Origin of the sequence: Empedobacter sp. UBA1574 (assembly GCF_002322895.1) — a bacterium.
GTDB classification, from domain to species: Bacteria; Bacteroidota; Bacteroidia; order Flavobacteriales; family Weeksellaceae; genus Empedobacter; species Empedobacter falsenii_B.
In genome coordinates this window covers 83,658-107,757 of record NZ_DCOI01000020.1, presented here as the reverse complement: position 1 = coordinate 107,757, position 24,100 = coordinate 83,658, and the positions used below count along the sequence as shown (strand labels likewise).

General features: G+C 32.0%; 20 protein-coding genes. 11 read left to right on the top strand and 9 right to left on the bottom strand.

Annotated features, from left to right (window positions below; genetic code table 11):
• Positions 1-60: 60 nt before the first annotated feature.
• The 4 genes from B3578_RS05725 (at position 61) to B3578_RS05710 (ending at position 4,280) form a co-directional block, all read left to right on the top strand.
• Positions 61-852 carry a DUF3822 family protein gene (locus B3578_RS05725; RefSeq protein ID WP_180905191.1) on the top strand — a complete coding sequence of 264 codons (792 nt, stop codon included), beginning with the start codon at positions 61-63 and terminating at the stop codon, positions 850-852.
• Complete coding sequence (locus tag B3578_RS05720) at positions 828-1,370, top strand: RsmD family RNA methyltransferase (RefSeq protein WP_280049619.1); 543 nt, start codon at positions 828-830, stop codon at positions 1,368-1,370. The genes B3578_RS05725 and B3578_RS05720 overlap by 25 nt, the downstream gene beginning before the upstream one ends.
• Before the next feature lie 134 nt (positions 1,371-1,504).
• A complete protein-coding gene (locus B3578_RS05715) occupies positions 1,505-3,673 on the top strand; it encodes a TonB-dependent siderophore receptor (protein ID WP_291047235.1) in 2,169 nt (722 codons plus the stop codon).
• Positions 3,674-3,791: 118 nt separating this feature from the next.
• Positions 3,792-4,280, top strand: coding sequence for a TlpA family protein disulfide reductase (locus B3578_RS05710; protein ID WP_219034399.1), 489 nt, complete (start codon positions 3,792-3,794; stop codon positions 4,278-4,280).
• A gap of 68 nt (positions 4,281-4,348) precedes the next feature.
• Here the strand turns inward: B3578_RS05710 and B3578_RS05705 are convergent, their stop codons facing one another.
• From B3578_RS05705 to B3578_RS05690, 4 genes are all read right to left on the bottom strand, one after another.
• Positions 4,349-5,299 carry an FKBP-type peptidyl-prolyl cis-trans isomerase gene (locus B3578_RS05705; RefSeq protein ID WP_125349774.1) on the bottom strand — a complete coding sequence of 317 codons (951 nt, stop codon included), beginning with the start codon at positions 5,297-5,299 and terminating at the stop codon, positions 4,349-4,351.
• Positions 5,300-5,340: 41 nt separating this feature from the next.
• Complete coding sequence (locus tag B3578_RS05700) at positions 5,341-5,772, bottom strand: hypothetical protein (RefSeq protein ID WP_115001825.1); 432 nt, start codon at positions 5,770-5,772, stop codon at positions 5,341-5,343.
• 209 nt (positions 5,773-5,981) lie between these two features.
• Positions 5,982-7,070 carry a DNA polymerase III subunit gamma/tau gene (gene dnaX / locus B3578_RS05695; protein WP_115001827.1) on the bottom strand — a complete coding sequence of 363 codons (1,089 nt, stop codon included), beginning with the start codon at positions 7,068-7,070 and terminating at the stop codon, positions 5,982-5,984.
• A gap of 28 nt (positions 7,071-7,098) precedes the next feature.
• Entirely contained in the window at positions 7,099-7,455 is a 357-nt protein-coding gene (locus B3578_RS05690; RefSeq protein WP_286495544.1) for an SdpI family protein, read from the bottom strand.
• A 113-nt stretch (positions 7,456-7,568) separates the two neighbouring features.
• On the opposite strand from B3578_RS05690, the gene B3578_RS05685 reads away from it, so the two are divergent.
• The 5 genes from B3578_RS05685 to B3578_RS05665 all read left to right on the top strand — a co-directional run bounded on the left by B3578_RS05685 (position 7,569) and on the right by B3578_RS05665 (position 14,816).
• Positions 7,569-10,133, top strand: coding sequence for an FtsK/SpoIIIE family DNA translocase (locus B3578_RS05685; protein WP_291047234.1), 2,565 nt, complete (start codon positions 7,569-7,571; stop codon positions 10,131-10,133).
• Between the two features lie 33 nt (positions 10,134-10,166).
• Positions 10,167-10,796 (top strand): LolA family protein, encoded by a 630-nt coding sequence (locus tag B3578_RS05680; protein ID WP_221854525.1) that lies wholly within the window; start codon positions 10,167-10,169, stop codon positions 10,794-10,796.
• A gap of 3 nt (positions 10,797-10,799) precedes the next feature.
• The gene (locus B3578_RS05675) at positions 10,800-12,260 is read left to right on the top strand and encodes an LptF/LptG family permease (protein ID WP_291047232.1); all 1,461 of its coding nucleotides are present in this window, start codon (positions 10,800-10,802) and stop codon (positions 12,258-12,260) included.
• A gap of 9 nt (positions 12,261-12,269) precedes the next feature.
• The gene (gene ribB, locus B3578_RS05670; RefSeq protein WP_291047230.1) at positions 12,270-13,394 is read left to right on the top strand and encodes a 3,4-dihydroxy-2-butanone-4-phosphate synthase; all 1,125 of its coding nucleotides are present in this window, start codon (positions 12,270-12,272) and stop codon (positions 13,392-13,394) included.
• 108 nt (positions 13,395-13,502) lie between these two features.
• On the top strand, positions 13,503-14,816 hold the full coding sequence (locus tag B3578_RS05665) for an Ig-like domain-containing protein (RefSeq protein ID WP_219034404.1): 1,314 nt from the start codon (positions 13,503-13,505) through the stop codon (positions 14,814-14,816).
• 56 nt (positions 14,817-14,872) lie between these two features.
• Here the strand turns inward: B3578_RS05665 and B3578_RS05660 are convergent, their stop codons facing one another.
• The 3 genes from B3578_RS05660 to rpsA all read right to left on the bottom strand — a co-directional run bounded on the left by B3578_RS05660 (position 14,873) and on the right by rpsA (position 18,394).
• A complete protein-coding gene (locus B3578_RS05660) occupies positions 14,873-15,832 on the bottom strand; it encodes an EamA family transporter (protein WP_291047227.1) in 960 nt (319 codons plus the stop codon).
• A gap of 62 nt (positions 15,833-15,894) precedes the next feature.
• Entirely contained in the window at positions 15,895-16,371 is a 477-nt protein-coding gene (locus tag B3578_RS05655) for an Lrp/AsnC family transcriptional regulator (RefSeq protein WP_038332665.1), read from the bottom strand.
• A 193-nt stretch (positions 16,372-16,564) separates the two neighbouring features.
• Positions 16,565-18,394 (bottom strand): 30S ribosomal protein S1, encoded by a 1,830-nt coding sequence (rpsA, locus tag B3578_RS05650; protein ID WP_219034405.1) that lies wholly within the window; start codon positions 18,392-18,394, stop codon positions 16,565-16,567.
• 241 nt (positions 18,395-18,635) lie between these two features.
• On the opposite strand from rpsA, the gene B3578_RS05645 reads away from it, so the two are divergent.
• A complete protein-coding gene (locus B3578_RS05645) occupies positions 18,636-20,267 on the top strand; it encodes an ABC1 kinase family protein (protein WP_291047223.1) in 1,632 nt (543 codons plus the stop codon).
• A 75-nt stretch (positions 20,268-20,342) separates the two neighbouring features.
• Here B3578_RS05645 and B3578_RS05640 read toward each other — a convergent pair whose 3' ends face one another.
• Together B3578_RS05640 and smpB are read right to left on the bottom strand one after the other, a co-directional pair.
• Entirely contained in the window at positions 20,343-21,842 is a 1,500-nt protein-coding gene (locus B3578_RS05640) for an OmpA family protein (protein WP_291047221.1), read from the bottom strand.
• 65 nt (positions 21,843-21,907) lie between these two features.
• On the bottom strand, positions 21,908-22,360 hold the full coding sequence (gene smpB, locus B3578_RS05635; RefSeq protein ID WP_038332657.1) for an SsrA-binding protein SmpB: 453 nt from the start codon (positions 22,358-22,360) through the stop codon (positions 21,908-21,910).
• 66 nt (positions 22,361-22,426) lie between these two features.
• On the opposite strand from smpB, the gene B3578_RS05630 reads away from it, so the two are divergent.
• Positions 22,427-24,049 carry an ABC-F family ATP-binding cassette domain-containing protein gene (locus B3578_RS05630; protein ID WP_038332655.1) on the top strand — a complete coding sequence of 541 codons (1,623 nt, stop codon included), beginning with the start codon at positions 22,427-22,429 and terminating at the stop codon, positions 24,047-24,049.
• The last annotated feature ends 51 nt before the right edge of the window (positions 24,050-24,100 follow it).

The following is a 24,100-nucleotide window of genomic DNA, read 5'->3' as shown; positions in this document are numbered from 1 at the left end:
CTTTAGGATTAATATATATCTTAATCAACGAGTTAAAAATTCAAGGATAAAGAAAAATTTATGTCAAAAACAACTCAACATTCGTTAGCGATTTTACTATCTCACGATATGCTTAGTTATATTACCAAAACAACCGACGGAGAAACGACTTCGTACTCGGATGTGTATGACTATTCGGTAGATTTTACAAATCTTAACAAAACGGAAATTGAGATTGAACATGAATTGCGTTCTAATTTGACTTTGCTACAAGAATATGATTATGTGCATATTTGTTTTTTGTCGACAACTGTAAATGTTGTTCCAAATCACTTTGCGCACAAACCTTTTGAGGAATTGTTATCACTTTCTAACTATAGTCCTGTAAAATTAGCGATCGATTGTCCTTTGGAAAATGTAGATGCATCAATTATCTACAATATTCATTATCCACTAAAAGATATTTTGCTTTCATTACCGAATTTGCAAAATGCGCGTTTGTATCATTCGGGCAAATTCTTGGTAGATTATGGAATGATTAATTCTAAAAACGATGAAATTTATATCAATTTAATGCATCAAAAATTAGAAGTTTGCGTGTTGAGCAATGGAGAATTTATTTTTTATAATCTATTTGAAACAAAAACGAAAGAAGACTTTTTGTTTTACATTTTGTATACATTAAATCAATTAAATATTAGTCCAAATACCGTTTCATTGTATGCTTTTGGCGATATCTTAAATTCGCCAGATTTTTACGAAACTTTACAAAAATATGTGCGTCATATTTCGTTTAACGAAGCAGACAAACAACTTGGGCAATATTTTACATTATATAAATTATTCGAATGCGAATCATTTCAGGAACATTAAAAGGAAAAAGAATCACAGCACCAACCAACTTGCCGGTGCGTCCAACAACAGACTTCGCGAAAGAAGCTTTATTTAATATCTTAAACAACGAATGGTATTTCGACGAAATTACCGTTTTAGATTTATTCTCTGGAATTGGAAGTATTTCATTAGAATTTGCTTCACGTGGAGCAAAAAAAGTAACTTCGGTTGATAATTTCTACGGTTGTGTAAAATTTTTGGACGAAACAGCGAAACAATTAAAATTAGATGATATTATTTCTACTGTAAAAAGTGATGTCATTAAATATTTGGACAAGCAACCAATCAAAAAGTTTGATATTATTTTTGCTGATCCTCCTTACGATTTGGATGTAGAAACTTACAAAAAAATCCCAAATTTGGTTATCGATAATCAATGGTTAGAAGAAGGTGGAAATTTTGTTTTAGAACACCCATCAAGCATTTCTTTTGAAGAGCATCCAAACTTTGTACAACACAAAAAATACGGAAACGTACACTTCTCTTTTTTCGAGTAAACATCCATTTTCTTAAAATATTTAACAAAATCGACTGATAGATGATATCTATCAGTCGATTTCTTTTTTTTATTTATACTAAGTCTAATTAAATTTGCACTATTAATTTTATTTAGAATAAATATATATAACATATGAAACGAAATAATCTTCTACTTGCGTCAATTACTCTGCTTAGTTTTTCTACGGCATTTGCTCAAGAAACAACGAAAGAGAAAAAAGATTCAATTAGCAATCTACAAGAAGTTGAAATTTTTGGAGATCGTAACAAGAATCAAAGAGGTTTAGAAACAATTACACGTTTTCCTGCAAATCCTCAAAATCAAGTTCAATCTATTTCAATTATTTCTGAAAAGTTAATTGAAGAACAAGGTGCACAAACAATTACAGATGCTACTCGTAATGTACCAGGTGTTACGTTATTTGGAAGTTATGGAGGTATTCGCGAGTCGATGTCTATTCGTGGATATAGAGGAGTTCCTGTCTTAAAAAATGGTGTTCGTATGGACTCTGATTTCCGTACAGGATCTGCTGTTATTGATATGGCTGGTGTAGAATCTATTCAAGTTATTCGTGGTTCTGCTGCGGTTACACAAGGAATTGGAAATGGATTAGGTTCTGCTGGAGGTGTAATTAACGTTACAACAAAAACGCCACGTTACATCAACCAAGGACATATTTCTGCTCAATATGGAAGCTGGAATACTTTCCGTTCTACATATGATATTCAACGAACAGTTACAGAAGATAAAAATTTAGCTTTCCGTTTAACAGGTTCATATAACAATGGAGATAGTTATAGAGATGTTATTAACAGTAATTCTTTCTATGTAAATCCATCTATGGCTTGGAAAATTGATGATAAAACTGAATTTGTTGCTGAGTTTGATTATTACAAAGGAGATAAAACGCCAGATCGTGGAACTATCAATTTAGGAGATAATTTTACTGAAGCTTTATACGATATCGGTGATAAATTTATGGGATATGATATCGATAATACCGAAATCAAAAACTATTCTTACGCTGCTCGTATTACAAGACAGTTAACAAATAATATTAGTGCTAGAGTTGCTTACTTTAGTAACTTCTACAACAGTGACCAATTAGGAGCAACGTTAGCTTCACCAAAAGGAAGTACAGAATATAACATTCGTAATCGTGGATTAGGTCGTTCTTTTAGAGATGATAGAAACTCGACTTTACAAATTGACTTGATTGGTAAAGATATGAGATTTGGTGATTTCAAATGGAATTGGCAAGCTGGATATGATTATACAATCAACCGTTTAGAAACAAGAACTGCAGATGGTATCGGAACTATTGATCAAATTGATGTTTTCAAAGATATTAACCATTCGATCAACTTAACTCCTGAGCAAGAAGCTAAATTAGCTTGGAACAAAGACAAAACAAATCTATCAAGAGGTTATTCTTACGGATTTATGACACAACATCATTTCTCTTATAAAGATTTAATCACATTTGTTGGAGGTTTACGTTATAGCTATTTAATCGATAACCACGATGGTGTTGTAGATCCTGTTGTTGGTTTAGTTGTTTCTCCTTGGAGAAATGTAAATGCTTACATTACTTATGCAACAAACACAAGTTTACGCTCTGCTTTAAACATTATGACTGATGGAAGCAAAGCTGGACCTTCTGTTACAGATCAAGTAGAAGTTGGTGTTAAAACACAATGGTTCAACGACCGTTTACGTGCAAACGTAGTTTACTTCAACATGAACAACGATAACTTAACATTCGAAACATACGAAAATCAAACAGCAACTGGTTTATACGAAAAAGCTGGTAATTTGAGACGTAAAGGTATCGAGTTTGAAGTTGCTGGTCGTCCATTACCAAACTTACAAGTTATGTTAGGATATGCATACTTAGATGCTGGTTACCACGATTCTCCTCAATATGTAGAAGATTCAAGACCATCTAATGCGCCTTACAATACAGCAAATGCTTGGGTTCAATATAAATTTATTGAAAATAATTTCTTGAATGGTTTCACTGTTTCTGCTGGTGTTTACTACGTAGGTTCAAGACCATCTAACGAACAAAGTTTAGATCGTGATGCTCATGGTAATTTCTACGGAGGAAGCAAACCTTTCTTATTGCCAGATTATTATACATTAAATGCGCAAGTTGGATATTCTATGAAAAGATTTGACTTCCGTTTATTCTTTAATAACATTACAGATCAGTTAGGATACAATTCTTACTTCCGTGGAGGTTACATCAACCAAATCGATCCATTTAATATGGCTGCACAAGTAAATTTCAAATTCTAATTTTCTCAGAGTTAAACATATTTTTAGCATTTATTTAATAGGAAAACGACAGTTTTATAAACTGTCGTTTTTATTTTGGATAGAATTGACTAACTTTCGTCAAAATTTTTCTTAAAACATGAAAACAAAAATTACTGCTTTATTGATATTCTTTTGTTCGATTTTTACATTTGCACAAACAGAAAATACGCTAAAATCTATTCCAGAATTTTCTTTTGTAAAAATGCAATCCGAAGGAATTTTCAGTTCAAAAGATATCAAAAAAGGAAAACAAACGTTAATCGTTTTATATTCGCCAACATGTATTCACTGCCAATTAGCCTTGAATCATTTTAGCAATAATTACGAAGAACATTTAAAAAACACTCAGATTATTTTGGTTTCTGAATACGAAGCAAAAGACGCTATCCCTTTCCTAAAAGAGCACGCATCTAATTTTGTAAACAATAAAAATGTAGAATTATTATATGATTCTAATTACGAATTTGGTCCAATTTTTCAACCAACTTCTATTCCTACATTTTATTTATTCGACAAGGATAAAAATCTTGTTACAATCAAAAAAGGTTCTGTAGAAGCAAATCAAATTTTTAAATATTTGAAATAATTTAAAAATTAATCCATAAAAAAAATCCACTCAATTGAGTGGATTTTTTTGTTATATCTAATCGATGATTATTTACCTTGTTGTGCTTGAGCTTCGAATTGTTTTTGTAATTCTTTAATTTGCTCTTCAGATAAACCTTGTCCTCCTTGCGCACCTGGTTGACCTTGTGGCGCTGGTTGACCTTCTTTAAAGTCTACTAATTCTACTTCGAACTCTAATGCTTGGTTTGGTCCAATTTGTCCTCCAGGAGCTCCCATTTCACCGTAACCTAAGTTAGCTGGAATATAGAATTTGTATTTAGATCCTTTAGACATTAATTGTAAACCTTCTGACCATCCTGGAATAACTTGGTTCAAAGGAAATTCTACACCTCCTTTAGCTTCAGGGTTTTTATCTGTACTGTCAAAAGTTTTACCAGTAGCTAAAATTTTACCAGTATATTTTACTTTAACAATACTATTAATGTTTGGTTTAGCACCTGTTCCTTCTTTTTCTACAACATAAACTAATCCAGAAGCAGTTGTTTTAGCACCAGAAGTTTTTTTCTTCTCGTCTACTAATTTTTTAGACTCGTCTGCATTTTTCTTAACCAAGTTTTGTTGGTGATTTTTTGCATACGTATCTAAAATTCCCATTCCCGCTTCTTGTGTAATCAACAATTTTTTGTGACGTACAACATCCATAATCCCTTGAACAATAATATCCTTGTCCATTTGATCTAATTGTTGTTGGTTAATAACCGTCTCAATTTGCTGACCAACTTGTTGACCAATCGCGTAAGATTCTCTACCTTCTTTACCTGCTTTTAAGTAATCGCGGATCCCTTTTTCTAATTGATCGTAGTTGATACTATCAGTTTCAACTAAACGTCCTCCAAGACCTTTGATTTGCTCACCAAGACCAGTTCCGAAAGCATAAGAAGCTTTTTGATCTTCGCTTTCTAATTTGTCTACAGATTTTCCTTTGTTACAAGACACTAACGACGCAACAACAAAAATCCCTAAAAGAACTTTTTTCATTATTTATAAAAATTTATTGCAAGTTTAATAAGAAACTTTCATTAATCATACAAATCTAAACCAAATTCTTCTTTTAATTTTAACAAAATCGGGTTTTTATCTGATAATTTCTCAAATTTTTCTTTGTTTGATAAGATATGATTCGTTGCTTCCTTCTCAGAAAACTTAATTTGAATACTAAAATAGTGATTCTTAAGGAATGCTCTCAAACTATTTCTGATTCGATCACGGTATTCCTCAAATTCTTGTTCCGATGAATGAGAAGTAAATTCGAAAATAATTTCATCACCTTCCAAGCCAAGTTCAGTTGTCATCAAAGCATTATAGGACGGAATATTATGTTCGATTTTTAATCGATCCAAAAATCTTTTCCAGCCTTCTTTTACTTGATCCAATGTAAACTTTTCTCGAGGCAAATCATTTCGTAAAATCTCCTCTTGATGTTCTTCTACTTTTGCTCCAGGCAAAGCCATCTTAAGACTAAACGACGAATTACCATTTGTTCTAATCGGTTTTGAAGCACGCGTATATTCTTTGACTTCTTCTGAAATCGAAGTTTTAACGTGTTGCGTATTTACCTGTTGTGAAGTTTGTCCATTTTGAGGAATAGAATTATTTTGCTGAATTTGAAGAACTTCAATTTTAGAAGTTTGTTGTTCAGAAAAATAAAACGTTGGCGGAACTATCCTATACTTTTTTTTTTAAGCCCGTTTTCTTCTGCCGTTAACGAAGCCAATTGCATCAATGCAATTTCAACTGTTAAACGAGGATTCTTACTCGATTTGTAGTTTAAATCGGCCTCATTACAAATTTCAATTGCTCCAAATAAAAACGTTGCTGAACATTTTTGTGCATGCTCCAAATATTTTGCTTTTATACGCTCACCAACTTCCAACAAACTTACTGTATTAGCTGTTTTCGCCATCAATAAATCTCGGAAATGAGCGCCCAAACCGCAAATAAATAAATGTGCATCAAAACCTTTGTTCAAAATATCATTCAATTGCAACATCGCTTGCGGAATATCATTTTCCAAACACGCGTCTGTCATCTTGAAGTAATAATCGTAATCTAATACATTCAAGTTTTCTGCTACTGAAGAATAGGTCAAATTTTTATTGGTAAAAGTTGACATTCTATCAAAGATTGATAAAGAATCGCGTAACGCACCATCTGCTTTTTGAGCAATCAAATGCAATGCATCATCTTCAAAAGTTACTTGTTCTTTTTCAGCAACATTTTTCAAATGCCCTTTGATGTCTTCAACTCCAATTCGTTTGAAATCATAAATCTGACAACGAGAAAGAATAGTAGGAATAATTTTATGTTTTTCTGTAGTTGCCAAAATGAAAATAGCGTGCGCTGGTGGCTCTTCTAAGGTTTTCAGAAACGCATTGAAAGCAGCTGTTGACAACATATGAACCTCATCAATAATGTAGACACGATATTTCCCAATTTGAGGAACAATACGTACTTGATCGATTAAATTTCTGATATCATCAACCGAATTATTAGATGCCGCATCCAACTCAAAAATATTGAAAGCAAAATCTTGATCGCCTTCTACTCCATTTTCTTCGTTGATTTTACGTGCTAAAATTCGAGCACATGTTGTTTTTCCAACACCTCTTGGTCCACAAAATAAAAGAGCTTGTGGCAATTGATTTGACTTTATCGCTTGCTCCAAAGTATTTGTAATAGACGCTTGTCCAACTACATCTTCAAAATTTAACGGGCGATATTTTCTGGCTGAAACAACAAAATTTTCCATACTATTGGCAAATATAATGGTTATAATTTTAAGAATTAAATCTATTCATTTTTTTTAATTTTTTTTCTGTCAAAACGAATGTTAAAAAACAAAAGGTAGTCATACAACCTAGTGAAATAATTGAAGCAAAGATGTAATTTATTTCAAATAAAAGTCCTGATAAGGCAATTAATAAAAAAATTACTCCAAAATAAAACATAATTTTTCTGGAATATTTTTGTGCAAAATTCCAATTCTCAATATTTTTCATTGATAAGTTTGACCTATAACCATATAATGGATTAATATTTTTTGCAGGAAAAATTAATTGTACAATTCCCATAATTATAAATATTAGACCAAATAATAAGGATAAAATAAAAAAAGGGCTTTCTGTATTCATCATAAAAAAAAATTAAATCATCTTAGTCTTTATCATTTTATATAAAATTAAATACTTTTCGTTAGATTCGTACTTTTAGATTTATTATTTTTGCTTCAATTATACTCAACCTTAAAATGGCTATAAAAAACACACAGGAAACACCAAAAACTCCTAAAAAACAAATCGTCAAAACAATTATAGGTATACTGTTTTTAGTAATCGGTTTATTACTATTAGCTTCGTTTATTTCTTATTTTTTTAATGGTTTTATGGATCAGAGCCAAATCTCTGATTTATTAGATAAAAGTCAAACCGCCGAAAATATTTTCGGGAAGTTTGGCGCATTATTAGGTGAAACATTCATTTTGCAAGGAATCGGAATTGTTTCATTTTTTGTCCCAGTCTTCTTTATTCTCTTAGGAGTTAAAGTTGCTACAAATTGGAAAAAAATTAAGCCTTTCACAACGCTTTATCAAAGCATTTTCTTCATGATTTGGTTGCCAATATTTTTTGGTTGTATTTTACCAACTCAACACATGTTTTCTGGCGTAATGGGATTTGAAATTAATGATTTCCTAAATAGCTTTATTGGTAAATGGGGTGTAATTTTATTGCTTTTCGTTAGTTTATTGATTTATTGTGTCATTCATTTCCGAATGACGTATCAATCTATCCAAGAAAAAATGGAAGAACGTGCGAAACAAAAAGAAATTGAGCGCATAGAAAAAGAGCAAGAAAAAATCAAGAGAGAACAGCTTGAATTAAGAAAACGTAAGGAAAAAGAAGAACAAGAAAAGATAAATAAATTCAATCAAGATGCTGAAAAGCAACAAGAAGATAGTTTATCGCAAGAATTAGAATTGATAGAACAACAAGAGAAAGAAGCAATTCAATCTCATAAAGTAAATCCAAACGAAGCATTTCATCAAGAATTTAAAATTAATCAACCAAAAGAGGAAGAAACAATCGAAGAAACTCCACTTAATATTACAGAATTAGTGGTTGAAGATTTGGCAGATGATGAGGAAGAAAATAATCAAGTAGATTTTTTATCAATTAATGATGAAGAAAATTTAGAAACAGAAATTCAACCAACTCAAAACTCTTCTGAAAATGGATTAGAATTAAAAGTTCAACACGTTGATGAAGAAGAAGAATTTGAAGCGACTTCTGCTCGATTGGTACAAGAGCAAGGTGAATACAATCAACGTTTAGATTTACCAAATTATCAATTTCCTCCTATTTCATTGTTAAAAAAATATGACAACGGAAATACCTTAATTGATCAAAAAGAATTAGAAACGAACAAAAATAGAATTGTCGAAACCTTAGGAAACTATGGAATCGGAATCGATGAAATTTCTGCAACAATCGGTCCTACAGTTACATTGTACGAAATTGTACCAAAAGCTGGTGTTCGTATTTCTAAAATCAAAAATCTTGAGGACGATATTGCCTTAAGTTTGGCTGCGCTTGGTATTCGTATTATTGCACCGATTCCTGGAAAAGGAACAATTGGTATTGAGGTTCCAAATTCTAATCCTTCGATGGTTTCCATGCATTCGGTAATTGCTTCTCAAAAGTTCCAAAATGCTGATATGGAATTGCCAATTGCTTTCGGGAAAACAATTACGAACGAAACCTTTGTTGCCGATTTAGCAAAAATGCCTCATTTGTTGATGGCTGGTGCAACGGGACAAGGTAAATCGGTTGGTTTGAATGCAATTATCGCTTCGTTAATCTATAAAAAACATCCATCTGAATTAAAATTTGTGATGGTCGATCCAAAGAAAGTTGAGCTTACTTTATATTCTAAAATCGAGCGTCATTATTTAGCAAAATTACCAGATTCGGAAGAAGCAATTATCACAGATAATACAAAAGTAATTAACACGTTAAATTCACTTTGTATTGAAATGGATGATCGTTACGAATTATTGAAAAATGCTTTCGTTCGAAATATCAAAGAATATAACGCGAAGTTCAAACAACGTAAATTAAATCCAGAAGCTGGTCACAGATTCTTACCATATATTGTATTAATCGTGGATGAGTTTGCAGATTTGATTATGACAGCTGGTAAAGAAGTTGAATTACCGATTGCTCGTTTAGCTCAGTTGGCTCGTGCTGTTGGTATTCACTTGATTGTTGCAACTCAACGTCCGTCTGTAAATGTGATTACAGGAACAATTAAAGCCAATTTCCCAGGACGTGTCGCTTTCCGTGTAACGTCAAAAATCGATTCGAGAACGATTTTAGATTCGCAAGGAGCCGATCAATTAATTGGTAAAGGTGATATGTTGTACACCACTGGAAACGAATTAATTCGCTTACAATGTGCGTTTGTTGATACACCAGAAGTCGATAAAATCACCGAATTTATTGGTGAACAACGTGGTTATCCAGATGCAATGCATTTACCAGAATATGTTGGTGAAGAAGGTGGATCTAATTTAGATATTGATTTATCTGATCGTGATGTACTTTTTGAAGATGCTGCACGATTAATTGTAATGAATCAACAAGGTTCCGCGTCTTTATTACAACGAAAATTAAAATTAGGATATAATCGCGCCGGACGATTAATTGATCAATTGGAAGCTGCTGGAATTGTTGGTCCTTTCGAAGGAAGTAAAGCAAGACAGGTATTGATACAAGATGACATGAGTTTGGAACAGTTGTTGAATAATTTGAACTAAAATTTATTAAAAACAGATAGAAAATTAAATTGTATGAAAAAGATAATCTATTCTTTCATACTCTTATTAGTAGGGGTTGGAACATTAAACGCTCAATCAGCAAAACAAATCTTAGACAAAGTTTACGCTAAATATACCAACGCAAACTCGTATTACATCAAATTTGATTTTAGCCATAATGCAAATGGAAAATCAACAAGTCGTTCGGGAGAAGTTTTTGCAATGAAGCAAAAATTTAACTTGAATGTAGGCGATATCAACCAAATTTTTACAGGAACAAAATTATATACAATTGCAAAAGATGACAAAGAAGTAACTATTTCTGATGCATCTAACACAGATGATTTCTTAACACCAACTAAAGTTTTGAACACGTATCGTACTAATTTCACCTACGCTTTAACAGATAAAAAAACGGTTGGAGGAAAAACAATTCAGTATATAAAATTAACTCCAACTAAAACTTCAACAATCAAATATTCGGTTTTAGGAGTCAATACAGCGAATAATGAAATCTACGATTACAAGGAATATGGTAAAAATGGTGATACAACATCAATCATTGTAAAAGATTACGTTCAAAATTTACTTATTCACAAAAGTTACTTTAACTTTGACCAAAAGAAATATAAGTCGCAAGGCTATATGATTACTCAATTATAATCAATGTTAAAAAAACTTGACTGGTATATAATCAAGACCTTTTTAGGTCCATTTTTTTTCATATTTAGTGTTCTATTTTTCATCTTTATCGTGCAATTTGCATGGCAACAAATGGAAAAATTTGTTGGAAAAGGTTTAGAATGGTACACTATTACCGAATTACTTTTTTGGTTAGGAATTAACGTTATTCAGCTTGTATTACCGCTTACAATCCTTTTGGGGTCTATCATGACCATGGGAGGTTTTGGAGAACGATACGAATTAGCTGCAATGAAAGCGTCTGGAATTTCACTTACCAGAATCCTTGCACCATTGTTTACGTTAGTTGCTTTAATGTCTGTCGGATTGTATTTTTTCGGGGACAAAGTAATGCCTTATTCCCAACAAAAAGCGCGAACAATGTACTTCAATATCTTACAAACCAAACCAACGGTAAGTATGAAAGAAGGCGTTTTTATCGAAACCGTTCCAGGATTTCAAATGAAAATAAATAAAGTTTCGGGTGAAAATTCAGAAAAATTAGAAGATGTTTTTGTTCATCAAAATGCACCGTTTGGTGAAAATACGATGACAATTATTTCTAAAAGAGGAAATCTTGCGCCAGACAAAAACGATAATCATTATCTAAAAATGGAACTTTTTGATGGAATTGCTTATACCGATAATATCAAAAATAAAAACTTTGATCAACGCAAACGTCAAGAAAATCAATATACTAAATTTGATACATTAAACTATTATATTGACATTTCGGATATTTTAAATTCTGGTAAAGACGAAGACCCAGGAAACTCTTATAAATATTTGGACGGAAAAGGTTTAAGACATCTTATCGATTCATTAAACACAGATTATAAGAAGTATTACAAAGATTTGAAAACGAATATGTTTAATCAAAACTATTTCTATTCAATCAAAATAAAAGATATTGATACGGTAAAAACAAATATGATTTTTGACTTGAAAGAGCGAAATCGTCAAGAACAAGATCAAGTGCTTAATCAAGCTATACAAATGGTAAATCGTGATCAAGAAAATATGACGTTTTCTGAACAAGAAATTGTAAACAGAGAAAAGTTATATTCAAAAGTAAATATTCATTACCAACGAAATTTCTCGTATGCAGTAACATGTATTATTTTCTTTTTGATTGGATCATCATTAGGTGCAATCGTAAAAAAAGGAGGAATTGGAATGCCAGTTGTCATCTCAATTATCATTTTCGTTATTTATTTCATTCTTAATTTCTCGGCAGAAAATATGGCGAAAAACGGAAAATTAGATCCAACTTTTGCCGCTTGGGCAGCTAATATTATTGCGCTTCCGTTCTCTATTTTGTTTAGTTACAAAGCCAATCAAGATTCTGGATTATTTGATATCAGTATTTACGTTGATCCAATTGTAAAATACTTTAATAAGTTTAAGAAAACAAACAAAAACGAGGAGCATTCTCGTTATCAATAACATAAAACAATGGAAAATAGATCATCTCAATTAAACACAATTGAAGAAGCTTTAGAAGATTTAAAACAAGGAAAAGTTATCATTGTAGTTGACGATGAAGATCGTGAAAATGAAGGAGATTTCCTATGTATCGCCGAATTTGCAACGCCAGAAGTTATTAACTTTATGGTTACGCACGGACGCGGATTAGTTTGTACACCACTTACACAACAAAGATGTAAAGCATTAGGTTTGGACCTTATGGTTGGGCACAATACTGCAATTTACGAAACTAATTTTACGGTTTCTGTGGATCTACAAGGTCACGGATGTACGACAGGAATTTCGGCTTCTGATCGTTCTAAAACTATTCAAGCTTTAATTGACGAAAATACAAATCCAGATGATTTAGGAAAACCAGGACATATTTTCCCATTAATTGCAAAAGATGGTGGAGTTTTGGTTCGAATGGGACATACAGAAGCTGCTGTTGATTTGGCACGCATGGCAGGATATTATCCTGCTGGATGTATTGTCGAAATCTTGAAAGAAGATGGAGAAATGGCTCGCTTGCCAGAATTGTTAGAGATTGCAAAGAAATTTGATCTTAAAATTGTTTCGATTGAAGATTTGATTGCTTACCGATTAGAAAATGAATCCTTGGTAAAACGTATCGAGCAATTTCCTGCAAAAACAAGATTCGGAGAATATGAATTAATCGCTTATCAACAAACAACAAATAATCAAGTTCACTTCGCTTTGAAAAAAGGAAAATGGACAAAAGATGATGTAGTTCCAGTTCGTGTAAAATCGACAAATAGCTACTATGATTTGTTTAGCGCTTTACAAAACGGCGAAACACCATTGTTAGAAAAAACAATGAACATCATCAATGAAGAAGAAAAAGGTGTTGTAATTTTTATTAATAACATTCAAAGTTCTGAGTTGATTGAACAAAAATTAGAGATTTTCAAAAGTTTTTCTGAAGGAAAATCTAAATCAGGTGTTTTACCAGCCGATGAAAAAGATCACGGAATTGGCTCTCAAATCATCAAAGATTTAGGCATCCAAAAAATGAATTTGATTACACGCACTTTAGAAGAACCACATACGACGCAATACGGTTTGGAAATTGTAAAATGTACTAAATTGTAAGAAATAATTCATCACAATATACAAAAGCAGTTCTGAGAAGAGCTGCTTTTTTTTTTGAATCATTTTGTAACTTTTTGATTAAATTGACATCTCATATAAAAACACAATATGCAAAATAAAACTTTAGCTTTAATATTTTTTATTCTTACGAGTATTTCATTTGGACAAAATTCAATAGCTAATAAAATTTACACTTCTGATATAGATAATTTCTGGATAGCTTTTGATAGTATTCAAACTACAAATAATTATTCACAAAAAATAAAATTCATTAATACTTTATACATTGATAAAGGGACAAAAGGTTTAAAATCCTTTATGAAAGTAAGAGATTATAATGATACTCTTTATATTAAACTTATTGATAATTATCCTAAGTTTTGGAATTCTATTAGACCTAATACACTTACCATAAAAAATAAAACAAAAGAATTAACTAAAGCTGTAAAAAAACTAAAAAAACTATATCCTGAGCTAAAAGAAGGAGAAATGTATTTTACAATTGGTGGCTTGCGTTCAGGTGGAACTTTATATGAAAATATGGTTTTAGTTGGTTCTGAAATCGCTACAGGAATTCCAAAAACAGATGTTTCAGAATTTGAAAATGATTGGCTAAAAAATGTTTTTGCGAAGCAATCACTTGATAATATTATTTCACTAAATATTCATGAATATGTACACACACAACAAAAACCAAATGAAAACAACTCATTATTACACCATACCCTAAAAGAAGGTTCGTGCGATTTTATTACAGAGCTTGTTTTAGGAGAACCAATTGAAAAACAATATATTTTTTATGGAAAACAGCACTTCGATGATTTGAAAAAACAATTTAAAGAAGAGATGTTTATAGATGATTTTTCAAATTGGTTATACAATGGAGGACAAAAGGGTGAAGCTGCTGATCTGGGATATTTTATTGGATATGAAATATGTAAATCATATTACAATCAAGCTAAAAATAAAAAACAAGCGATAAAAGATATTATTGAACTGAATTATCAAGATGAAAAAGAAGTTGAAAATTTTCTAAGAAAATCTGGTTTTTACGAAGAAGGTTTTGATAAAGATCAATTAATAAAAGAATACGAAAAAAAACAACCTTATATCATAAAAATTGAGCCTTTCGAAAATGGTTCAACAAATATAGATTCATCTATCAAAGAATTTAAAATTATATTTTCTAAACCAATGAATCCAAAAGAATATTCAATAAGATTCTCAAAAAAAGGAAAAGAGTATAGTCCTAAGTTTACAAAAATCAATTTCTCTAATGATAACACTACATTCGTAATAACTATGGAATTAACTCCAACTAAAGAATATGAATTTGTAATTTCAAATGGTTTCAAATCAGAAGATGGCTACCCATTAAAATTAGACAACAATGAATTAATTATTAATTTTAAAACTCAATAATACAAAAAAAGCTTCTCGAAATCGAGAAGCTTTCTTATTAATAATCATCATAATATTTAATGCGCATAATGTTTACGAGAAACAAAATGCAGAATTTTTTGAACTAATTTCGTGTTTTTATAAAGATTCCAGTTCATTAATAAAACACTGAACAAAATTACTGCCAAACCGTAAATTTGCAAATGAGTTACGACATCATCTGTAAAAAAATAACTCAATGCAACGGCTACAATAGGGTTTACATACGCATAAGTAGAAACTTCCACAGCTGGTCGATATTGCAACAACCAAACGTAAGAACCAAAAGCAAGAATAGAGCCAAAAGTTGTTAAATAAACCATTGCCAACCAATCTTCTGTCACTACATTCGCAAAATTGAAATTAGCATATTCTCCATTGAAGATTGCAACTGTATTAAACAAAACACCAGCAGTAATCATTTGCCAAGCCGTTTTGACCATGATGTTCAAATCTTCTTTTGGCTTTGTAACTTCTTTTTTCTGCTTTTCTGTTACATATTTTGAATACAAAGAACCTAACGTCCAAGCAATCGAACAAAAGATCAGAACAATCAACCCAATCATATTTAAGAACTGCTGATCTGCATCTGCGTGCACAGTGATTGTTTGTTCATAGAATAACATCAAAACTCCAACAAAACCTAACAAAACACCTAAAATCGTAGGAATACTTGAAAAATTTTGTTTCCATTTCGGTTTATCTAACACAATAAACCAAATTGCTGCCGATGCTGCCATAATTGCAACAATTCCACTTGGTAAAAATTGTTCGGACCAAATAATCCCAGCCATATCAATAAACAACAACATAAAACCTGTAAACATACATTGTTTCACTATTTGTTTATCCCACAGCTTGTAACCTTTCAATTTACAATATCCCATCAACATTGTGCTCGCCGCAATAAAGCGAAACGAACCCAAAATAAACGGACTAAAACCATGCAAAGCCTTATCTATAAAAAAATAAGTTGATCCCCAAACTACATAAACCACGAAATACGCTGCAATAATCAGTCACTTACTTGGTTGATTCCCTTTCATTCAATCTCTATTTTTTAAATCGTTGGTATAACGATATTTTGTTCTTCTTTTATTGTTTGTAAAACTATAGTTGTACGCGTAGAAGTGATTCCGCCAATTTTACTCAAATGTTTGCGCATCAATTCCACCAAACCTTCGTTATCAGAAGTTCTCACTTTGATTAGATAACCATCTTCTCCAGCAATATCATGAACCTCTAAAACTTCTGGAATTTCGGCAAGTTGTCTTCCTACTGTTTCATCGCCGATAATATCTACGGTCTTGATAAACATATACGAAAGTAATTTTTGTCCAACTGCCACTGGATTTATTTTTGCGTGATAAGCCAAAATAACTTGCTTATTTTCAAGCTTTTTCACACGTTCTAATATTCCAGAAGGTGCCATTCCCAATTCTCTTGCGATATCTGCATTGTTAATGCGTGCATTATCTTGCATTAATCGCATGATTTTCAAATCAGTAGCATCTAAATTAAATTCTATCTTTTCCATTTCGACTGCAAAATTAAGATTATTTTGAATAATATTCAAAAAATATATTAAAAATTGTATCTTATTCTTGATATTATTTTAAACTGTAAATTAAATTCATTTTAAATTCCAGAAAAAACATCTTTATTCAAAAGAAAAGGCTGCTCAAAATTGAGCAGCCTTTCTATTATTTTAAAAAATTTCGGTTAGAGAATTAGTTTCCTCCTTCTTCCATTTTCTTTTTCAATGCAGCTAATTCATCGATATCTCCTAAAGTAGAAGTTTCGATTGTATTAGATGAATTGTTGTTGTTATTGTTGTTAGATGATCTCTCAGCTTTAACTTCTTCCTCACGGAAAGTTGCTGTATGAGAAACTACTACACGACGGAATTCTTTGTTGAACTCGATAACTTTGAAAGATGTTTCTTCACCTTTTTTGATACGAGATCCGTCTTCTTTCTCTAATGTACGAGCTGGAGCGAAAGCTTCAACGTCAGCATCTTCGAATTGAACTGTAGCACCTTTGTCAAATACATCAACTGCAACTCCTGTGTGAACTGTACCTACTGCATATTTAGCTTCGTACTGATCCCATGGGTTTTCAGTTAATTGTTTGTGACCTAAAGATAAACGACGAGCTTCTACGTCTAATTCTAAAACTACTACGTCTAAGATATCATCAACTGCACAGAATTCTGATGGGTGTTTGATTTTCTTAGTCCAAGATAAGTCAGAAATGTAGATTAATCCGTCAACACCTTCTTCTAATTCTACGAATACACCGAAGTTAGTGAAATTACGAACTTTACCTTTGTGAGTAGAACCTACTGGGTATTTAGTTGTAATATCTGTCCAAGGATCTGGAGTTAATTGTTTGATACCTAAAGACATTTTTCTTTCTTCTCTATCTAAAGTTAAAACTACTGCTTCAACCTCATCACCTACTTTTACGAAATCTTGAGCAGAACGTAAGTGAGTAGACCATGACATTTCAGAAACGTGGATTAAACCTTCTACACCTGGAGCAACCTCAACGAATGCACCGTAGTCAGCTAAAACAACTACTTTTCCTTTAACTTTATCACCAACTTTGATATCAGCATCTAAAGCATCCCATGGATGAGCTTCTAATTGTTTAATACCTAATTGGATACGAGATTTATCTTCGTCGAAATCTAAGATTACAACGTTGATTTTTTGTCCATCTTCTAAGATTTCAGATGGGTGGTTGATACGAGACCAAGATAAGTCAGTAATGTGGATTAAACCGTCAACACCTCCTAAGTCTACGAATACACCGTAAGATGTGATGTTTTTAACTTCACCTTCTAATACTTGTCCTTTCTCTAATTGAGCAACGATTTCTTTTTTCTGAACCTCGATATCAGCCTCGATTAACGCTTTGTGAGAAACTACTACGTTTTTGAATTCTGGGTTGATTTTAACAACTTTGAACTCCATAGTTTTTCCTACGAATTGTTCGTAATCACGGATTGGTTTAACATCGATTTGAGAACCTGGTAAGAAAGCTTCAATTCCGAATACGTCAACGATCATACCACCTTTAGTACGAGCTTTGATGTAACCGTTAACGATTTCTTGAGAATCGTGTGCTTTATTAACAGCATCCCATGCATTTAATGTACGAGCTTTTTTGTGAGATAAAATTAATTGACCATTTTTATCTTCACGTTGATCAACCATTACTTCAACGATATCCCCTACTTTCAAGTCTGAGTTGTAACGGAATTCGTTTAATGAAATAACACCTTCTGATTTGAAGTTGATATCTACGATAGCTTCTTTATCTGTAATACGTACAACTTGTCCTTTGAATACTTCATTCTCATGTAAGTCTTCTAAAGTTGTATCGTACATTTGCTCTAATTCAGCTTTTTCTTTACGATCTTCTTCGTTTAATCCTGATTCGAAAGATTCCCAATCAAATGATTCTGGCGCTACGTTTGCATTAGCAGACGCATCTAATACTGGAGTGTTTAATACAACTTCTTGTACCTCCTCTTGTTTTGTTTCTTTAGACATAATTCTAAAAATTTGTATCTCAATCTATTTTATTTCGGAATCTTCAAATGCAAATAAATGACCGAGAGATGTTTAACTTAATAATTAATCGCTTGATTCCTAAACCATTTTAGCGAGTGCAAAGATAAACAATTATATTTTAATATTTGGAATAATTTTAGATTCAACTCAAAGAAATTTAAGATTTTATAAAGAAATTACACACTTGTTTATTCGTAACTTGTAATCGAATCTCAACTTTATGGATAGTCTAAAGAAAATAAAACGATTTTCTAAAATCGTAAAAGTCGTTTCTAAATATGGTTTTGAAGAAATTCTTTCTCGCGGAAACGATTTATTTCATTCTGACCAAAACAACGAATTTTTCAACCAATCATTCAATCAACGTTTCCGAATGGCTTTGGAAGAACTTGGTCCGACCTATATAAAATTTGGACAATTATTGAGTAATCGAAAAGATTTGGTTCCCGAATCTTTGGTTGAAGAACTAAAAAAATTACAAGATAATGTTCCGCCAGAAGAAATTGACATCAAACAAAAAATTAGAGACGAATTTGGAATAGAACCTGACGAACATTTTCTTTTTATAGAAGAACAACCTTTTGCTGCAGCAAGTATTTCGCAAGTTTATCGCGCAACTTTATTAAATGGTGAAAAAGTTGTTTTCAAAGTAAAACGATCTAATATTCAGAAAATAATTGAATCTGATTTAGCCCTGATTCGAGATATTGTTCATTTTTTGGAAAAAAAATATGAGAAACTTCAAAAATTATTCATTTCTGAAATCGAAAAATCATTTGAAAATTCAATTCTGAAAGAACTTTCATTAACTAATGAATTTCAAAATATTGAACGATTCAGGAAAAACTTCGAGAATAGTAAAGATGTTTATGTGCCAAAAACGTACGAAGATTATTCGAACAACAATTTTCTTTGCATGGAATTCATAGAAGGTTTCAAGGTAAATGATGTTGAACAGTTAGAAGCTTTAGGAGTTGACCCGAAAAAAATCGTACAGAAAGGTTTTGATGTTTATTTGAAACAATTACTTGATGATGGATTTTTTCATGCTGATCCACATCCCGGAAATATTTTTATTTTAAAAGATGGACGTTTAGCTTTTATAGATTTTGGTTCGATGGGAATTTTAGCCATCAACGAAAAAGAAGCTTTAGAAAATGTAGTGATTGATTTTGGATTAAAAAATCCGAAACGAATTGTTCGTTCACTCAAAAAAATGGCAATTAAACATTATATCGAAAACGAAAAACAATTAGAACGTGATATTGCAGATATTTTCGATTATTTAGAATACAATACTGTTGATACGATAGAAGTTCAAATCATCATCAAAAAATTCAATCATATTCTGCAACGAAATCATGTTTTATTACCCGAATATGTTTACATTTTACTACGCGGAATTGCACTTATAGAAGGAATTGGACAACAATTACATGCTGATCTTAATGTACAACGTTCAATGCGTCCGTATGCGGTAAAATTGGCTCGACAAAAATTTCATCCAAAATATTTGAGTAAAAAAGCAATTGATAATTTCAAAGATATTCAAGATTTAATCAACGATTTACCAGAAGACACCTTAAAATTAATTGAAAAAGTAAACAATGATAAATTGGCTTTAAACTTCAAGATTGACCAAATAGATAATATTCAGAAATTAATAAAAGATAGTATCAATAAACTTGTTTTAGCTATTCTTACTTTAGCTTTTGGAATTGGAGCAAGTATGCTTGCGAATACGACTGTTCGTCCCATAGTTTTGGATATGCCGTTACTTTCTTGGATTGGCTATTTGTTATCTATTTTTACAGCTGGTTGCATCATTATATTGGTTTTTAGAAAGAAATAATTTTAATCCTAATTTCATAAAAATAAAATAGCCTCCTCAATGAGGTGGCTATTTCTATTGTAAGCTATTCAAGAATTATTTTTTCTTTTTTGTAGCTGGTTTTACAACTTTAGTTTCTGTAACTACCGCTGTTTTTGGTAATACCTCAACACGTCTGTTTTTTTGGTAACACTCTTCAGTGTTTTCAGTACATAATAATTGAGATTTTCCTAATCCACGAGGAGTTAAACGAGCTTTATCAACTCCACCTCTTTCAGCTAAAATATTAACTAACGCTTGAGCACGTTTTAAAGATAATGTTTTGTTGTAAGCATCTTTACCTCTTTGATCAGCATGTCCGTCAATGTAGAAGTTTTTCGCTTTTAAATCATCAGAATTTAAAATTTGAGCTGCTACACGTACGTCTTCGTAAGAAGAAGGAACAATTTTATCAGAGTTGTACTCGAATAAGATGTTAGATAAACGTTTTGCTACGTGAACTTCTGTCCATGGACATCCGTTATTTTCTTTTGGTCCTTTTTCTGTTGGACAAGCATCATCTTTATCTGGAATACCATCTCCATCTGTATCTGGACAACCTTGGAATTCAGCTAAACCATATTCGTTTGGACAAGCATCATCTTTATCTAAGATTCCGTCTCCATCTGTATCTGGCCAAGGACATCCATTGTTTTCTACTGGACCAGCAACTTCTGGACAAGCATCATCTTTATCTGGAACTCCGTCACCATCTGTATCTGGACAACCTTGGAATTCAGCTAAACCAAATTCTGTTGGACAAGCATCATCTTTATCAAAGATTCCGTCTCCATCTGTATCTGGACATCCGTTTGTTGCAGGATCTCCTGTAGCGATACCTGGAGTATCTGGACATGCATCTTCGTCATCAGGAATACCATCATTATCTCTATCTTGTTTTCCGAAACGGAAAGTAACACCTACTGTGTGTTGGAAGAAATCGAAATAATTGTTTCCTCCGTAAGCTGGTAACCAGTTGTAATCAGAAGCAACATTTAAACCGAAGTTCTTAGTAAACCAAAAGTTAATACCACCTCCTAAAGAAGCTACAAAGTGATTTTTCTCTAAATCTTCTGCTTCAGTAATTTGGTATGTACCTCCATTTTCGTTACCGTAGTAAGCTGTCAATGGAAATTGTAATCCTGTGTAATCGTATCTGTGGTAACCAGCACCTACACGGATATATGGATCAAACCAAGAATCTTCTTTTAAGATATAACCATTAGCTAACTTATAACGTAAACCTAAACCAGCGTTAATGAATAACTCATCTTTAATAGCTAATCTGTTGTTATCAACTTCACCTACAGAAGCAGTTAAATCAACATCAAAAGATCTGTTTAAGTTACGAATAATAGATAATTTAGATAAAGGAGGAACGATATCCCAATTATCTGTTTTGAAATACTGGTTGAATGGTCCAGTCACTGAGTTGTGATCAACTGCGTGAGCACCAACTGTAATTGCCCAAGGATTCTTAGAATTCTGAGCATCTACAAAAGAATTACCCGCTAGGAATAATACTACTGCAGATAATAATAGATTAAACTTTTTCATTATCAAATATTTAGCGTTTTAAATATATTAAATTTTACTTAATTTTATACAATTATAAGACAAATTTAAGAATTCTTTATCATTCTATCCAAATCTCTTTTCAAATCTTTTCCTTTTATTGTGTTTCTTTTGTCAAAAAGTTTCTTCCCTTTTGCCAAATATATCTTCAATTTTGCCAACCCTTTATTGTTTATAAATAGCGTGGTTGCTACAATCGTTAATCCAGTCTCTTTCGTTTTGCGTTCTAATTTTCTCAACTCAGATTTTTGTAATAAAAGTTTTCTGTCTCGTCTAGTTTTATGATTAAAGTATGTTCCCCAATCATATTCGTCAATAAACATATTGACAATATAGAGTTCTCCATCCTTCATTTGACAAAAACTTTCGGTAATCGAAGCTTTTCCCATTCGGATAGATTTTATTTCAGTCCCAAATAATTGGATGCCGGCTTCGTAAGAATCTAATAATTCATACTCAAACCTTGCACGTTTATTCTTAATCGTAACTTCTTTCTGCACTTTATTTTATTCCAATTAAAATTTGTAACTTTGCCGGAAGGTCAAACAAACATCATACCAAAAATTATGTTAAATGTTTCTAATTTATCGCTTCAATTCGGCAAGCGTGTACTTTTCGACGAAGTTAATATAAAATTTACAAATGGCAACTGTTACGGGATAATTGGTGCCAATGGAGCAGGAAAATCTACTTTCTTAAAAATATTATCAGGTGAAATCGATCCAACTTCAGGACAAGTTAGTCTTGAAAAAGGAAAACGTATGTCTGTTTTAGAACAGAATCACTTCAAATATGACGAATATACAGTATTGGATACTGTTTTACGTGGAAATAAAGTATTATACGATATTAAAGAACGTATGGATGCTTTATATGCTAAACCAGATTTTTCTGAAGAAGATGGTATCAAAGCAGGAGAATTAGGTGTCGTTTATGAAGAAATGAACGGATGGAATGCAGAATCTGATGCTGCTACATTATTATCGAATGTAGGAATTGATTCGGATATGCATTATACATTAATGGGAGATTTAGATAATAAAGCGAAAGTTCGTATTTTGATTGCTCAAGCTTTATTTGGAAATCCTGACGTGTTAATCTTAGATGAGCCTACCAACGAATTGGACGTTAATACAATTCAATGGTTAGAGGATTTCTTAGGTAATTTCGAGAATACTGTAATCGTTGTATCGCACGACCGTCACTTCTTAGACGCAGTTTGTACGCATATTTGTGATTTAGATTTCTCTAAATTAAACCTATATTCTGGTAACTATACATTCTGGTACGAGTCTTCTCAGTTAGCTGCAAAACAACGTGCGCAACAAAACAAAAAAGCAGAAGAAAAGAAAAAGGAATTACAAGATTTCATTGCTCGTTTCTCTTCTAACGTTGCTAAAGCAAAACAAACGACTTCTCGTAAAAAAATGATCGAGAAATTAAATATCGAAGATATCAAACCTTCTTCTCGTCGATATCCAGCACTTATCTGGGAACAATCGCGTGAGGCTGGTGATCAAATCTTAGAAGTAAACAATTTATCTGCTTCTGTAGATGGAGAAGTTTTATTTAAAGATGCGAACATCAACTTGAAAAAAGGTGATAAAATTGGTATTTTCTCTCGTAACTCGAAAGCAGTTTCTCAATTTTTCGAAATTCTTTCAGGAAAAGCTCAGCCAGATTCTGGAGATTTTACTTGGGGAATTACAACAACACAAGCGTATTTACCTTTAGATAATACAGATTTCTTCAAAGAAGATATCAACTTGGTTGATTGGTTACGTCAATATACAGAATCAGACGATGAACGTCACGAAGAATTTATGCGTGGTTTCTTAGGGAAAATGTTATTCTCTGGAGACGAAGCTCTTAAAAAATCTTCTGTTTTATCAGGAGGTGAAAAAATGCGTTGTATGTTCTCTCGCATGATGTTATTACGTGCAAACGTATTATTGTTAGACGAGCCAACAGGTCACTTAGACTTAGAATCGATTACAGCATTGAATAATTCTTTGGTTAATTTCAAAGGAACAATTTTAATGGGTTCTCATGACCACGAATTGATTCAAACAACTTGTAACCGTATTATCGAGTTAACTCCAAACGGAATCATCGATCGTTATATGACGTATGATGAATTCTTAGATGATCCAAAAGTAAAAGAATTAAAAGCAAAATATTACGCTTAATAATTTCTTTCACCATATTTCTAAAAATCCAGAAGGTTCTACTTTCTGGAT

Bases quoted from the DNA above. Each gene is read 5' to 3' on its own strand.
- B3578_RS05725 (WP_180905191.1), top strand. From the start codon at position 61: ATGTCAAAAACAACTCAACATTCGTTAGCGATTTTACTATCTCACGAT.
- B3578_RS05720 (WP_280049619.1), top strand. From the start codon at position 828: ATGCGAATCATTTCAGGAACATTAAAAGGAAAAAGAATCACAGCACCA.
- B3578_RS05715 (WP_291047235.1), top strand. From the start codon at position 1,505: ATGAAACGAAATAATCTTCTACTTGCGTCAATTACTCTGCTTAGTTTT.
- B3578_RS05710 (WP_219034399.1), top strand. From the start codon at position 3,792: ATGAAAACAAAAATTACTGCTTTATTGATATTCTTTTGTTCGATTTTT.
- B3578_RS05705 (WP_125349774.1), bottom strand. From the start codon at position 5,299: ATGAAAAAAGTTCTTTTAGGGATTTTTGTTGTTGCGTCGTTAGTGTCT.
- B3578_RS05700 (WP_115001825.1), bottom strand. From the start codon at position 5,772: ATGGCTTTGCCTGGAGCAAAAGTAGAAGAACATCAAGAGGAGATTTTA.
- dnaX (WP_115001827.1), bottom strand. From the start codon at position 7,070: ATGGAAAATTTTGTTGTTTCAGCCAGAAAATATCGCCCGTTAAATTTT.
- B3578_RS05690 (WP_286495544.1), bottom strand. From the start codon at position 7,455: ATGATGAATACAGAAAGCCCTTTTTTTATTTTATCCTTATTATTTGGT.
- B3578_RS05685 (WP_291047234.1), top strand. From the start codon at position 7,569: ATGGCTATAAAAAACACACAGGAAACACCAAAAACTCCTAAAAAACAA.
- B3578_RS05680 (WP_221854525.1), top strand. From the start codon at position 10,167: ATGAAAAAGATAATCTATTCTTTCATACTCTTATTAGTAGGGGTTGGA.
- B3578_RS05675 (WP_291047232.1), top strand. From the start codon at position 10,800: ATGTTAAAAAAACTTGACTGGTATATAATCAAGACCTTTTTAGGTCCA.
- ribB (WP_291047230.1), top strand. From the start codon at position 12,270: ATGGAAAATAGATCATCTCAATTAAACACAATTGAAGAAGCTTTAGAA.
- B3578_RS05665 (WP_219034404.1), top strand. From the start codon at position 13,503: ATGCAAAATAAAACTTTAGCTTTAATATTTTTTATTCTTACGAGTATT.
- B3578_RS05655 (WP_038332665.1), bottom strand. From the start codon at position 16,371: ATGGAAAAGATAGAATTTAATTTAGATGCTACTGATTTGAAAATCATG.
- rpsA (WP_219034405.1), bottom strand. From the start codon at position 18,394: ATGTCTAAAGAAACAAAACAAGAGGAGGTACAAGAAGTTGTATTAAAC.
- B3578_RS05645 (WP_291047223.1), top strand. From the start codon at position 18,636: ATGGATAGTCTAAAGAAAATAAAACGATTTTCTAAAATCGTAAAAGTC.
- B3578_RS05640 (WP_291047221.1), bottom strand. From the start codon at position 21,842: ATGAAAAAGTTTAATCTATTATTATCTGCAGTAGTATTATTCCTAGCG.
- B3578_RS05630 (WP_038332655.1), top strand. From the start codon at position 22,427: ATGTTAAATGTTTCTAATTTATCGCTTCAATTCGGCAAGCGTGTACTT.